At 56.2% G+C, this 13,940-nt stretch carries 12 protein-coding genes and 1 tRNA gene; 3 read left to right on the forward strand and 10 right to left on the reverse strand.

All coding sequences use genetic code 11. The features are described 5' to 3' along the window. The first annotated feature begins 227 nt into the window (after window positions 1-227). From GFER_RS02030 to GFER_RS17400, 3 genes are all read left to right on the forward strand, one after another. Window positions 228-1,919: a methyl-accepting chemotaxis protein gene (locus tag GFER_RS02030; RefSeq protein ID WP_052445866.1), complete on the forward strand. Its 1,692-nt coding sequence runs from the start codon at window positions 228-230 to the stop codon at window positions 1,917-1,919. 11 nt (window positions 1,920-1,930) lie between these two features. Further along, window positions 1,931-2,452 carry a chemotaxis protein CheW gene (locus GFER_RS02035; protein WP_052445867.1) on the forward strand — a complete coding sequence of 174 codons (522 nt, stop codon included), beginning with the start codon at window positions 1,931-1,933 and terminating at the stop codon, window positions 2,450-2,452. Window positions 2,453-2,641: 189 nt separating this feature from the next. Then, window positions 2,642-3,985 (forward strand): HD-GYP domain-containing protein, encoded by a 1,344-nt coding sequence (locus GFER_RS17400; protein WP_052445868.1) that lies wholly within the window; start codon window positions 2,642-2,644, stop codon window positions 3,983-3,985. Window positions 3,986-4,093: 108 nt separating this feature from the next. Here GFER_RS17400 and GFER_RS02045 read toward each other — a convergent pair whose 3' ends face one another. The 10 genes from GFER_RS02045 to GFER_RS02090 all read right to left on the reverse strand — a co-directional run bounded on the left by GFER_RS02045 (window position 4,094) and on the right by GFER_RS02090 (window position 13,939). Continuing rightward, entirely contained in the window at window positions 4,094-4,717 is a 624-nt protein-coding gene (locus tag GFER_RS02045) for a hypothetical protein (RefSeq protein ID WP_040095589.1), read from the reverse strand. A gap of 17 nt (window positions 4,718-4,734) precedes the next feature. Beyond that, window positions 4,735-5,472, reverse strand: a complete 738-nt coding sequence (locus GFER_RS02050) for a HupE/UreJ family protein (RefSeq protein ID WP_082047767.1) — start codon at window positions 5,470-5,472, stop codon at window positions 4,735-4,737. A gap of 156 nt (window positions 5,473-5,628) precedes the next feature. Beyond that, the gene (locus GFER_RS02055; RefSeq protein ID WP_139172005.1) at window positions 5,629-6,003 is read right to left on the reverse strand and encodes a hypothetical protein; all 375 of its coding nucleotides are present in this window, start codon (window positions 6,001-6,003) and stop codon (window positions 5,629-5,631) included. Window positions 6,004-6,132: 129 nt separating this feature from the next. After that, window positions 6,133-7,245: a protein adenylyltransferase Fic gene (fic, locus tag GFER_RS02060; RefSeq protein ID WP_040095593.1), complete on the reverse strand. Its 1,113-nt coding sequence runs from the start codon at window positions 7,243-7,245 to the stop codon at window positions 6,133-6,135. Window positions 7,246-7,581: 336 nt separating this feature from the next. Next, window positions 7,582-7,657, reverse strand: a tRNA-Asn gene (locus tag GFER_RS02065). Window positions 7,658-7,751: 94 nt separating this feature from the next. Further along, window positions 7,752-8,342 carry a GTP-binding protein gene (locus tag GFER_RS02070; protein ID WP_040095596.1) on the reverse strand — a complete coding sequence of 197 codons (591 nt, stop codon included), beginning with the start codon at window positions 8,340-8,342 and terminating at the stop codon, window positions 7,752-7,754. A 12-nt stretch (window positions 8,343-8,354) separates the two neighbouring features. Beyond that, the gene (locus tag GFER_RS02075; protein WP_040095599.1) at window positions 8,355-8,852 is read right to left on the reverse strand and encodes a roadblock/LC7 domain-containing protein; all 498 of its coding nucleotides are present in this window, start codon (window positions 8,850-8,852) and stop codon (window positions 8,355-8,357) included. A 177-nt stretch (window positions 8,853-9,029) separates the two neighbouring features. After that, the gene (gene nifJ / locus GFER_RS02080) at window positions 9,030-12,611 is read right to left on the reverse strand and encodes a pyruvate:ferredoxin (flavodoxin) oxidoreductase (RefSeq protein WP_040095601.1); all 3,582 of its coding nucleotides are present in this window, start codon (window positions 12,609-12,611) and stop codon (window positions 9,030-9,032) included. Between the two features lie 174 nt (window positions 12,612-12,785). Next, complete coding sequence (gene recR, locus GFER_RS02085; protein ID WP_040095602.1) at window positions 12,786-13,379, reverse strand: recombination mediator RecR; 594 nt, start codon at window positions 13,377-13,379, stop codon at window positions 12,786-12,788. A gap of 245 nt (window positions 13,380-13,624) precedes the next feature. Continuing rightward, window positions 13,625-13,939: a YbaB/EbfC family nucleoid-associated protein gene (locus GFER_RS02090; protein ID WP_040095604.1), complete on the reverse strand. Its 315-nt coding sequence runs from the start codon at window positions 13,937-13,939 to the stop codon at window positions 13,625-13,627. Window position 13,940: the final 1 nt, after the last annotated feature.

Raw genomic sequence — 13,940 nt, forward strand, 5'->3', positions numbered from 1 at the left:
GTTCACATTTAACAGTCAAGCTATTTTGGCCCCGATCGATGATTCCCCACTCTTTAAGTAAAGTTTTTCCTGCAAAATTTTAGTTGACACCAATCTTTCTGCTTGCCATATTATTGGCTCACCTTAATCATCTGCATCCGCTCCGATTCCCTGCTTGCCACAAAAAAAGCATCCTGCGAAGCGACATTAAAAATACGAATAATTCCCTCATTACACAGGAGTCGGCGATGAAATTCAGTGACTTAAAAATTGGCGTGCGATTGAGCCTTCTGGTCGGAATTCTGATCTTGCTTCTGGCGACCATCGGTCTGCAAGGTCTCGCCGGAATCAGTTCCTCAAACGACGCTTTGGAAACCGTCTATCAGGACCGCGTCGTGCCCTTGCAACAGCTTAAAATCGTCAGCGACATGTATGCGGTCAATATCGTTGATACCGCGCACAAGGTGCGTAATAACGAATTGAGCTGGCAGCAAGGATTAGACAATCTGGCCGCAGCCGGCCAGCAGATCCGAGTCAATTGGCAGACCTACCTCGGCACCGAATTGGTGCCGCAGGAGAAAACTCTTGTCACGCGTGCCGGACCCCTCATGGCCGATGCCGATCAGGCCGTGTCCAGATTGAGAAAGATTTTCGAGCAACGCGATGAGGCCGCTCTGGTCCTTTTCATCAGGACGGAACTCTATGCCAAGATCGATCCAATCAGCGATACCGTCGCCGACTTAATCGACGTTCAGCTTGAGGTGGCGCAAGCCGAAGTTGCAACGGCAGTGGGTAACTATAAGTTCATTCAGAAGATGGTCGTCGGCAGTCTCGGCGGCGGCATTTTACTGGCGATTCTGTTGTCGTTCCTGATTATTCGCGGCATTACCCGCCCGACCGCCCAGGCGGTGCACATGATCGAAGAACTCGGGCGCGGCAATCTGGAGCCGCGCCTGCGGATGAGCCGCAAGGACGAAATCGGCCGCTTGGCCCTGGCCCTTGATGCCTTTGCCGACAACATGCGCGATGAGGTGGTGGCGGCCTTTAAAGCACTGGCCACCGGGGACTTCACCTTTAGCGCTAAGGGCGTGATTCGCGAACCACTGCATGAGGCCAACACCGCGCTCAACGAGGTTCTGGCGCGTGTGCAAGGGGCCGGTGGCCAGATCGCCTCCGCCGCGGGAGAGGTTTCCGATGCGAGCCAATCCCTGAGTCAGGGCGCAACGGAGCAGGCCAGTTCGCTGGAGGAGATTGCTGCCTCGATGAATCAGATTGCCGCGCAAGTCAGGGCCAGCGCGGAAAACGCAACCCAGGCGGATCGTAATTCCTGTGAGGCCAAAAAGTCTGCCGAGCACGGTCAAGCACAGATGCAGGCAATGGTGAGTGCCATGAAGGAAATCAATACGGCCAGCACTTCGGTCTCGCACATCATCAAGACCATAGAAGAAATTGCCTTCCAAACCAACCTGCTTGCCCTCAATGCCGCCGTGGAAGCAGCGCGCGCCGGCCAGCATGGCAAGGGCTTTGCGGTCGTGGCTGAAGAAGTGCGAAACCTTGCGGCGCGCAGTGCCAAGGCGGCGGGTGAAACCGCTACTCTCATTGAACAGGCGGGTCAGAAAACACAGGTTGGCGTGGCAATTGCCGGAAAGACAGAAAACGCGCTGGAGCAGATTGTTTCTGCGATTAATAAGACCTCGGATCTGGTCAGTGAAATCGCCGCAGCCACCGCCGAACAGAGTGAAGGCGTCGCCCAGATCAATCAGGGGCTCACCCAGATCGATCAGGTCACCCAGCAAAATACCGCCAGCGCTGAGCAAAGCGCTGCAGCCGCGGAAGAACTCTCCGGCCAGGCCGCAGAGTTGCGGCAGATGCTGCAAGGTTTTACCTTGAGGCAAGGCGCCGGCGCCTCCGAGAACCTGCGCGCGATAACACACGGATGAAGGAGCCCCGTATGACGCAAGAGCCCGCGGCCCTGGACCCGCCACTCTCCAGCGAGCAGGAAGACACCCAGCAGGGCAAATATCTGAGCTTTCATCTTGCCGGCGAGGAATACGGAATCGAGATCCGCTACGTCACCGAAATCGTCAACCTGCAGAAAATCACCAAGGTCGTGGATATGCCCGATTTTATCCGCGGCGTGATCAACCTGCGCAACAAACTCGTACCGGTGATGGATGTGCGCATGCGCTTTCTCATGTCACCGCGTGATTTTGATGATCGCACCTGCATCATCGTGGTTCATGTCAACGAGGCCTCCATGGGCCTGCTGGTCGATGAGGTGAGCGAAGTCGCCGATATCGCCGAGGATCAGATTGAGCCGCCGCCGCGCACAAGCGCAACGGCGTGCAGCCGCTACATTCAGGGAATGGCGAAGACGGGTCAGGAGGTCAAAATCTTACTCAATGTCCCCCATCTGCTCTATGACGAACCTGCGGAGCCCTGCGGTCAGGAAGAAGTAATTGTTATGCCGTGATCCCTCGGATCTGCGCCTAAGAGACGTCAACCTCCTCTTCCAGCTGCCTGGTGTCTTATTCCTGGGTCAAGCCCCGCAATTTTGGCTATGCCGCCAAAACAGGTCTCGATTCGGCTGACGCTGATGGGGAAACATCACCGCCACACGTTGGCCCGTTGCTCGAATCTTAAAAAAGATTGGATTATCCAAGTGACCGAACAGGCATCGCAACGACTTCTGAAAAATTTCTTCAATCGCAGCCTGGGGATTGTGATGATTCTGGCCCTGGCTCTGCTCGTGGCCTTGCCGGCTCTGATTTACCACCATCATCTGCGCGCATATCAGCAAGAATCTCTTCACCTGCTTGAGACATTCATTGCCAAGGAACTCGACTTCCCCTTGGGCGAGCTCCACGAGCCTTCTCCAAGAGCGCAACGCGCGCTGGGAAATATTGAAAATTTTCTTGCCTATGCCGATTTCGTCGAATTCAAGATATGGGCACATGACGGTAGGGTGCTTTATGCCTTTCGCCAGCGCGAGCAAGTCGGCCTGCAATTTGACAATGCGCGTTTGCAGACAATGCTTCAAACGCGCATGCCGCACACAGAAATCGAGGACACGCGTGACCATGAAAATCTGGACCTGAAAAAATTCGGCAAACTTGTCGAACTCTATGCACCTATTGTGCACGGCGACAAGGTGGTGGGCGCTGCCGAAGTTTATCGTGTCACGCCGCCTTTTCGCTTTCTCGGCAGCCATATTTTCCTTGTCGTCTCTTTGTCTTTTCTCACGCTTATCATGCTTCACCTGCTTTTGTTCGGACGTTTTCGCCGCGCCGTACAGACCGTGGTCGCCAACGAAGAAAAGCTTGGCCAGGCCTATCAATCCCTTGGCATGTCCTATGTGGCAACCATCCGCAGCCTGGCCAGAGCACTTGAAGTGCGCGACATGGAAACCGAGGGGCATTCGGAGCGCGTGGTGGCTCTGGCTGTTCACATCGGGCGCTCTCTTGAATTGCCCGAAACGGAAATCCATAAACTGGTCATTGGTGCGTTTCTGCATGACCTTGGCAAAATCGGCATCCCCGACGATGTTCTGCTGCGTCCCGGCGAACTCTCAGCCGACCAGCGTACCATCATTGAAACCCATGTTTGCAAAGGGCTGGAGATCATTCGTGATGTTGCTTTCTTGCAGCCCGCCGCCGAAGTCATCCAATTTCATCATGAACGATGGGATGGCTCGGGCTATCCGCACGGTCTGAGCCAGACCAGCATTCCGGTTGCCGCACGGGTCTTTGCCGTGGTCGATGTCTTTGACGCCCTGCTCAGCGAGCGCCCTTATAAGCAGGCATTTTCCTTTTGCCAGGCGCGCGAGCATCTTGCCCAAGCCTCGGGAAAACTTTTTGACCCGCAGATTCTTGAGGCATTTTTCCAGGTCAAAGAAGAGGACTTTCATTTTCTGCTCAAGCAGATCAACCAAAATGGCATCGAAGATCTCGTCAACGCCGCAGTCGATGACCTGCTTTACCGCGGGTTTGGCCATCAGTCAGCCTGATGCGAGACGGCGACCGCCGTTGCATTTTTTTGACATCAATGAACATGGCCCCCGTCACCGAAGGTGAAAGGGGCCATGTTGTTCATCTCAGATTAATTCTATTCGGACTCAGAGTACGCGCTTTATCTCTTCATACTCGCCACTGGTGTCTAGAGTGATCGTCACCTCGGCGTTTGAGCGATTGCGCCAGAACCATCCATGTGTGCCGTCGAAGGCAGCTTGCAACTCGCCGGACTGGCCCATCTGATTTCTTCCTTTATCGTAGCCATGGTAAAAGCCCCTCGGAGCGCCGACCGGGTCGCCGTGGGTATCGAAGTTGACCGGTCCCCCTGCAGAAGTCCATTCGAAAAGGACCCTGGCGTCTTTGCGCATGGACAGCTTGATCTCTGCTGCCTCCCCTGGTTTGAGCGTGACCGTCATGGTGTGCGCTTGCCCGACCGGCGCGCTCTCGACAGGTGCCGTCGGTTGCTCGACCGTCACTGGCGGTGTTGGGGTGGTGGGAGCCGGCTCGCTTGCTGAAACTCCCGCCTCAGCAGCAAGCGAGACTTTGATTTCACCCATATGCGTCAGGCCGAGGGCGTGGCCGACCCCGGTCGGATCGATGCCGTACTCCGCCGGAAGGATGGTGGTAACGAGCAAGACCGCCGCAATGAGGGCGGCAACAACAGTGGAACGCACCAGTCTGCCTGTCGTGGGCAGTTCAGCTCGGGTGGGAAGATCGGTATTGTACATGAGTAAATCTCCTTGTTTCAGGATACGAAAAAGCCGGTGAGCTGATAGCCGACCAGGACAAAGCCCGCGCACATCAGAGCCACATTCGTTGTGTATGCGTATTTGAGAAAAGCCGGGGTTCGCCTCCAAAATCCCATAGCGATGAGAATGGCGCCAAGAGCCAGCAGTTGCCCGATTTCGACACCAACGTTGAAGGCGAGCAGATTCGGCAAAAGACCCTCGCGGGCGATCTCATATTCCTGGATTTTAGCCGCCAGGCCGAAGCCGTGGAAAAGCCCGAAGACGAGGGTGGCGATCTTGGTGTTGGGCTGGATGCCGAACCAGCGCTGGTAGGCGCCGAGATTGTCGAGGGCCTTGTAGACCACCGACAGGCCGATAATGGCGTCGATCAGGTAGGCGTTGACGTTCACCCCGGCATAGACTCCGTACAGCATGGTGAGGGAATGGCCAATCGCAAAAAGGCTGACGTAGATGGCGATGTCCTTCAGGCGATACAGGAAAAAGATCACCCCCGCCAAAAAGAGCAGATGGTCGTAGCCTGTGACCATGTGTTTGGCGCCGAGATAGGTGAAGGGGAGCAGGTGTGTGCCGGAAATCTCCTGAATATAGCCCTTGTCGCCGTCGGCCACGCCATGGGCATGCGCGACGGCGCTGAAGAGCAGAGAGAGAAGAATGCAAAGAAAAGCGCTCAGGAGGGCTCTGTAGTGGAATGATGGTTGTTCAGACTGCGCGCGGGCAGTGAGCGACAAAATCATGGTTACTCCGTTACGATTTGGATTCGGTCGTGGCAGTGAGCCATTCCGAACCGCACCAGGTCAGGTCAAAAAATCATCACTCGGCGATCAATTGCGAAAGGACACAGGCTTGCAACCGGGATCGAGCCGACGGATGAGGTTGTGTGAAAAGCAGGGTCAGGCGTTATTTTGCGGGGGGATGAAGCGTTCGAGATAAACTTCGGGGATATAAACGACGATGTCGAAAAAACGGCGCTGGGAAGAAAAAACAAAGGGTGAAACGATTAGCGGCTGTCCAATCCTGAAATCGTGACTGTGATGTCCGTGAACGCCGCAGCATTCGGAGTCGCTGTGCGAGTGATGGCTGTGGCCGTGATGGTGCAATGAAGAGTGAGATTCGCAACGAGAGGCAAAATCGAAATCAATGCGGGCGGCCCCCGAAATCATCTCCTCAGCCGCATGGCTGCCGAAAAGAAAGCCGTTGGCAGAAAAGAGGAAGGTCAGCAACACAATGCCGGAGATGATCGAGCTATGAAGGGGGGTTCTGATCAACAGCCCGGACTCCCAGTGAATTTCGCACACTTTATCCAACAATGTGAACGGTCGTCAAGCGATTCTCCGGCCCCTCAACATGCCGCCGAGAAGAATGCCCATTGTCCAAAAAACCGGTTCCGCTACAGCTCATAGCGTCGGATACGGGGGGAATTGGTTACTGTCCTGCGACATCAGTCGCACCAGCTTCGTATGCATGAATAGTTTCTCCTTGCCGGCGGACTTTTCTTCCAGTACGCCAATATCCACCAGATGTTTCAGGTAAACCGAGGCCGTTTGCCGTTTGGCGATATCCCGCTCCGCCAGCGAGCTGATGCGGCAATAGGGTTGTTCGAAGAGCATTTGCATCAACTCGTGGCTGTATATCTTGGGGAGCTGCTCTTTGACGTAGTGCGAGGTTTGCTCCATCAACCCCCGCACGGCAGCAATTTTCAGACAGGTCCAGCGCGATACCTGCTCGACTCCTTCGAGCATGAACAGGATCCACTCCTGCCACTGATCCTCCCGTGTCACCTGGGTCAACAAACGGTAGTACGCCGATTTGTTCTGCACGATATAGCGGCTCAGATAGAGTATCGGCAGGGGCAACAGCCCCTGTTCGATCAGATACAAGACATTGAGGATACGCCCGGTGCGGCCATTGCCATCGTAAAAGGGATGAATGGCCTCAAACTGGTAGTGGCTGATGGCCATCTTGATCAGCGGGTCCAGATCGTCTTCGGCGTGGACAAAGCGCTCCCAGTTGCTCAGCAGATCGCGGACGACAATTTCGCCTTCAGGCGGCGTGTAGATCACCTCGCCCGTAGCCTGATTGCCAATGACGGTTCCCGGTAACCGGCGCAGCTCCATGGCCTGATTCTTCAGGGTGCTACAGACCTCGATGGCGGTTGCGGTGGACAGGGGCCGGTCCCGCAGTTGCCTGAACCCCTGGTACAGGGCGGTACGGTAACGCAGCGCCTCCCGGGTGGCCGCATCGGCCTCGCTCTCCCGCTGGGCGTGGCGGAACAGCTTGTCGGTGGTAGTCAGGATATTCTCGATTTCCGAGCTGTCCTTGGCTTCCAGCATCGGCAGCAGGTTGATCAACAGGCCCTGATCCGGCAGCAATTCCCCCGCCTGCTTAAGCTCGGCAAGTGCGGCGCGAGCCGCGATACAGGCTTTAAGAATCGTTCGGGTTTCGACCGCTTCCACCGGGGGTGGCAGGGGCGGAAGGGCGTTGTAGGGTTGATCCGGTTGCCATTTCATCTTTGCAAATCCGCCTTTTATCGACACATAGTGGGTGATAGGCCCAAGATATGTCGAGGATATCGACATGTCAACCATTCAATGTCGAAACAATTTAATTCTATCGACACAAGAGGGGCCTGCGCCCGGTTGATGTCGACGGCATCGACATGAGCAGGCGGGCGCGTCGAGAAAAACCAATTCAAATCGCCCTATGAAATCCGTCATGTGGTGTAGGCTTAACTTGTGTCCAAGAAACCGGTTCCGCTACAGTTTTATGGGGGAGAGTTTTGGGGGACAAAAACGGAGATAGCGACAAAAGGCCGATTTCCTTAAGGAAATCGGCCTTTGATTGTTTGGCTCCCCGGGCCGGACTCGAACCAGCGACAAGGCGGTTAACAGCCGCCTGCTCTACCAACTGAGCTACCGGGGAATGGGTTTGTCTCGAGCCTTGGCTTGAAACGAGTTGCTTTATACACTTTTCACTTGCGACAAGTCAAGGGAAAATCCCGATCTTTTACCGCCGCTCAGCGCCGACCTTTCTGCAGATCGAGCAGAATCAGTTTAGCCACGGACTTGAGTGTTTCAAATACACCTTCGCCGGTCAGGGCGCAAGCCTCAAAATCAGGAATCCCATCGGGATTGAGAAGGTTGCGCAGTTCTTCCAAAGAGCTGACATTGGCCAGATCGCGCTTATTGTACTGCATGACAAAAGGCAATTTTTCCAGCATCAGCCCTTGCTCTTCAAGGTTGTAGCGCAGATTTTCGAGGCTTTCGATATTGGCGTCGAGACGCTCTTCCTGGGAGTCAGCCACAAAAACCACCCCGTCGACTCCTTTGAGAATGAGCTTGCGCGAGGCGTCGTAAAACACCTGTCCAGGGACTGTGTAGAGGTGAAAGCGCACCTTGAAGCCGCGAATCTCCCCGAGCGCCAGGGGCAGAAAGTCAAAGAACAGGGTACGCTCGGTTTCGGTAGCCAGGCTGATCATCTTGCCTTTGGCCTCCGGGGCGGTTTTCTGGTAGATGTGTTGCAGGTTGGCGGTTTTCCCGCATAAACCGGGCCCGTAATAGACGATTTTGCAATTGATTTCGCGCGAGGCGTAGTTGATGAAGGACATGCGGCACGCCTCCTAGCGAAAGAGATTGTCGATGTCGTCATCGGTGATCTCGGCAAAGGGACTGCCAAGACCGCCGCGCTTTTCGGCTTCAGCGGTTTTTTGCGCAAGATCGGCAAAAATCTGATCAAGGTCGCGACTGGCGCGCTTGACACGCAGACGCACCAATCCCAGAGAGCTGCGCTGATCGAAGATCACCACCAGAATGACGCGACCCCCGACGATGGAAATGTGCAGATTGTCCTTTTCCCCTTCGTGGAAGAGGATGGAGAATTCCTTTTCGCCGATGAGCTTAGCGAGTCCGCCGGTGGCAGCTATGTTGCCGGCGGTCAAGGAGGCAAGACTGGTCGTATCGAGTTGCGCGGTCTCGCCGACAGACGAAATGAGCTGACCATTTTTGTCAACCAGGAAGATGACCTTGGAATTGGAGTCATGCCGCAACTTCTCGATGACGGCATTGATGTTCTCAAGCTCCTCATCGTACATGACAAAGGGAGACTGGGGTCCGAACATGTTCGCCTTGCTCCTTACTGGGGTTGGCATGCCAGGCTGTTATAGCATCGCAAAGATCTGATATCAAGAATCCCTGAGTTTCCAAAAGGAGCTGCAATTAATAGGCCGCAAAACAGCAAACCCCCGGTTCCCACCGGGGGTTTGCTGTTTGAGCTGAACTATCCTGTCATAAAGCGCTTACTTTGCGCCCCAATCGGTCTGCATTTCGGCCAGCTTCTTGTAAAGCTCAAAACGGCTGGCGGTGAAGCGATTGGCCTTCTCCATGAGCATGGCCGAGGCTTCGGGGTTGGACTTTTTGAGGACGCGGTATCGGTTTTCCACCGAGGCATAATCCTCAAAGGAGATCGTGGAATCCTTGCTGTCGAGCTGCAAGGGATTCTTGTCTTCCGCGGCGCGGCGGGGGTCGAAGCGGAACAGCGGCCAATGGCCGGAGTTAACGGCCTTTTTACAGTTCTCGATACCGCTGTCCATGGCGATACCGTGGGCAATACAGTGGCTGTAGGCCAAGATGATCGACGGACCATCGTAGGCATCGGCTTCAATGAAAGCCTTGACGCACTGGGCCGGGTTGGCCAACGAAACCTTGGCGACATAGATATTGCCGTAGGTCATGGAGATCAGTCCCAGGTCCTTCTTGGGCATGCGCTTGCCGCCGGCGGCAAACTGGGCGACAGCACCCAAGGGTGTCGCCTTGGAGGCCTGACCGCCAGTATTAGAGTAAACCTCGGTGTCAAGCACCAGGACATTAACATTCTCCCCCGAGGCGAGCACATGGTCGAGGCCGCCGTAGCCGATGTCGTAGGCCCAGCCGTCACCGCCGACGATCCACACCGACTTTTTCACCAGGTAGTCGGCTACCGACAGCAGATTTTGCGCATCGGCATCGTTGCACTGGGAAAGAAGGGTTTTAAGCTGATCAACGCGCGCGCGCTGCTCCTCGATGGCCTCCTGGGTCGACTGGTCGGCATCCTTAATCGCGGCAAACAGCGCATCCTGACCTTTGCAGGCGCTGCAATCGCAGCTGGCGATGCGGTCCAGCAACTCCAGTGCATAGGTGTTGAATTTGTCGACGGCTAGGCGCATGCCATAGCCGAATTCGGCATTGTCCTCGAACAGCGAGTTGCTCCAAGTCGGGCCACGGCCATCGGCGCGCTTGGTGAAGGGCGTGGTGGGCAAGTTGCCGCAGTAGATTGAGGTACAACCGGTTGCATTGGCGATCATCATGCGGTCGCCGAACAACTGGCTGGCCAGCTTGATGAAGGGTGTTTCGCCGCAGCCGGCGCAGGCCCCGGAGAACTCGAAGAGTGGCCGGAGCAACTGGGTACCCTTGAGGGTGGCGCGGTTGACGAGCGCCGCATCGGTTTCGGGAAGACTCAGGAAAAAGTCCCAGTTCTTCGCTTCCTCGGCGCGCAGAGGCGCCTGGAATTTCATGTTGATGGCCTTGTGCTTGGGATCTTCTTTGCTCTTGGCCGGGCAATTGTAGACGCAGGCGCCGCAGCCGGTGCAGTCTTCGGGTGCCACCTGCAGGGTGAACTTCTTGCCCTCCAGGCCCTTGCCGCGCGCTTCGGTTGACTTGAAGGTCGCAGGGGCGCCGTCCAGCTTGTCGCCTTCGTAGATTTTCATGCGGATAGTGGCATGGGGACAGACAAAGGAGCAGATCCCGCACTGAATGCACAGCTCCTCGTCCCACACGGGAATGTTGACGGCGATGTTGCGCTTTTCCCACTTGGCGGTGTCGGTGGGGAAGGTGCCGTCAGCGGGCATTGCGGAGATGGGCAGCTGATCGCCCTTGCCGTCGATAATGGGTCCGATGGTATTGCGCACGAAATCAGGCGCTTCGGCGCCCAAGCCGCTCTTCATGCCGATAGAGCTGGTGGCCTGGGCGGGCACCGCCACTTCCTCGATGTTGTTGGCGCCGGCATCCACCGCCAGGAAGTTCATGTTGACGACCTTCTCGCCGGCCTTGCCGTAACTGGCGACGATGGCCTCCTTGATCTGCTCTTCGGCTTGCGCAAAGGGGATGATGTTGGAGATTTTGAAGAAGGCGGTCTGCATGATGACGTTGATGCGCGCGCCCAGCCCGATCTTCTCGCCCAGATGCACGGCATCGATCACGTAGAACTTGAGCTTCTTGTCGATGATGCGCTTCTGCACCTCAAGGGGCAGGTTTTCCCACACCTCATCCTTGTTGAAGGGGCTGTTGAGCAGGAAGGTCGCGCCCTGCTTGGCGTTCTTGAGCATGTCGAACTTCTCAAGGAAGGCAAAGTTGTGGCAGGCGACGAAATCGGCGGTCTGCACCAGATAGGGCGCGCGGATTTCCTTCATGCCGAAACGCAGGTGCGAGGTGGTCATGCTGCCGGCCTTCTTGGAATCGTAGACAAAATAGGCCTGCACGTTGTTGTCGGTGGTCTCGCCGATGATCTTGATGGAGTTCTTGTTGGCGCCCACGGTGCCGTCGGAACCCAGGCCGAAGAACATGGCCTGATAGATGCCTTCGTGGGAAACCTTGAAGTCGGGATCGTAATCAAGACTTGCGTTGGTGACATCGTCCTTGATGCCGACGATGAAATGGTTCTTGGGCTTGGCGCCGGCCAGATTGTCGAAGATCGCTTTAGCCATGCCCGGGGAGAATTCGTAGGAGCCCAGGCCGTAGCGGCCACCGACGATGACCGGATAGCCCTTGAACTGGACTTTCTGATCGGCCATGGCTTCGCCGATGGCGGTGCGCACCAGTTGATAGAGAGGCTCTCCCAGGGAGCCGGGCTCTTTCGTGCGGTCCATGACGGCGATGGATTTGACCGTCTTGGGCAGGCAATCCACCAGGCCATCGACCGGGAAAGGGTTGAACATGCGAATTTTGAGCACGCCGACCTTCTCGCCCTTGGAAACCAGGTATTCCACCAATTCGTGAACCGTGTCGGCACCTGAGCCCATGACCACCACGACGCGCTCGGCGTCGGGAGCGCCCACGTAGTCAACCAGCTTGTACTGGCGACCGGTGATGCCGGCGAACTTGTCCATCTGCGTCTGCAGGATACCGGGGAAAGCATCATAATACTTGTTGACGGTCTCGCGGCCCTGGAAATAAACGTCCGGGTTCTGGGCGGTGCCGCGCAGCACAGGATGATCGGGCGACAGCGCGCGGGCGCGGTGGGCGCGCACCAACTCGTCATCGATCATCTGCTTCATGTCGTCGTTGGAGAGTTCATGCACCTTCTGCACTTCGTGGGAGGTGCGAAAGCCGTCAAAGTAGTGCAGAACCGGAATACGCGACTCCAGCGTAACAGCCTGGGAGATACAGGCGAAGTCCATGACTTCCTGCACGTTGTTGGAGGCGAGCATGCCCCAGCCGGTCTGGCGGCAGGCCATGACGTCGGAATGATCGCCGAAGATCGACAGGCCCTGGGCGGCAATGGCGCGCGCCGAGACATGAAAGACCGTGGGGGTAAGCTCACCGGCGATCTTGTACATGTTGGGGATCATCAGCAGCAAGCCCTGGGAGGCGGTAAAGGTGGTGGTCAGCGCGCCACCTTGCAAAGCGCCGTGCACCGCGCCGGCGGCGCCGCCTTCGGATTGCAGCTCGACAACCTTGGGCACCGTACCCCAGATGTTTTTCTGGCCCACCGCACTCTTGGCATCGCAGATTTCACCCATGACCGACGAAGGGGTAATGGGATAGATCGCACACACCTCGTTGGTGGCGTGCGCCACATGCGCAGCCGCGGTGTTTCCGTCAATAGTCACCATCTTTTTGGACATTGAAGCTCCTCCTTTAGGTTGGATCACTGGCTGAATCGGTCGCACCGCGAATCCCTGCGGCCGAAAGGGAAAGAAAACAGCTGGAGCATTTAAAAAGCATGCCGGCAATTCGCACCGACACGAAAAAAAAGAGTATACGAAAAAGGGTGAAAAAAACAACCGCTGCCGGGGATCTTACAGCTCACGCCTGCCCTCCACGGCACGATTGACCGTCGCCTCGTCGACAAATTCAAGGTCGCTGCCCATGGGAATACCATAAGCCAGACGCGTCACCCGGATGCCGCGCCCCTTGACCTGGTCGGCCAGATAAAGAGCCGTGGCTTCGCCCTCCACCGAAAAATTGGTGGCGACGACCACTTCCTCGACGCCCTCCAGGCGGGTCATCAACTCCGCCAGATGTAGATCTTCCGGACCCATGCCATCGAGGGGGGAAAGAGCACCGTGCAGGACATGATAGCGGCCACGAAAAGAGCGGCTGCGCTCAATAGCGATCAAATCCTGAGGCTGCTCGACCACGCACAACACACGATCATCCCGCGCGGGATCAACGCACAGGCGGCAGGGGTCTTGCTCAGTCAAGCTGAAGCAGCACGAACAAAAACGCACATTGCGCTTGATTTCAGCAATCGCCGCCGCCAGAGCCTCGACCTCGGCCGCGGGGCGACGCAGCAGGTGAAACACCAGTCGAGCAGCCGTTTTCTTCCCAATTCCGGGAAGTTTCGACAGCTCGGCGACCAATCGCGCAAAAGACGGTATGGAGTCTAGCATGCGTTCCGTTAAATTCCAAACTTTTTAAAATGGTGTTTTATTTTGTTTTAAGGGGATGAAAAAAATTTCTTCCCACTAAAACACAGTGGTCTGACCAAGCAAAAGTAATACCGTAAACGGAACTCATTGTAAACAGAATCCTGAAACCGGAAATCGCCACGCCCTGCCCGCCACAAAATGGGCCGACATCGGCCACTCCGGCCAATTTCAGTCGCCCAGTCGTGCCAAGAAACGGCTGCGGGGCCTCAGAACATCCCGGGGATGTTAAGGCCGCCGGTGATCTTGCCCATTTCTTCCTGCATCATTTCCTGGCTTTTCTTGAGAGCTTCGTTAGCCGCGGCCAGCACCAGATCCTGCAACATTTCGATGTCGTCGGGATCAACCACGTCCTTCTCGATTTTGAGCGCGACCAGTTGCTGCTTACCGTTGGCCACTGCTGTCACCATGCCGCCGCCGGAGCTGGCTTCGATGGTGCGCTCCGCAAGTTCTTCCTGCAAGCGCGCCATTTTCTGCTGCATCATTTGCGCTTGCTTCATAATGTTGCCCAAACCCTTAGCCATG

This window comes from Geoalkalibacter ferrihydriticus DSM 17813, from assembly GCF_000820505.1.
GTDB classification, from domain to species: domain Bacteria; phylum Desulfobacterota; class Desulfuromonadia; order Desulfuromonadales; family Geoalkalibacteraceae; genus Geoalkalibacter; species Geoalkalibacter ferrihydriticus.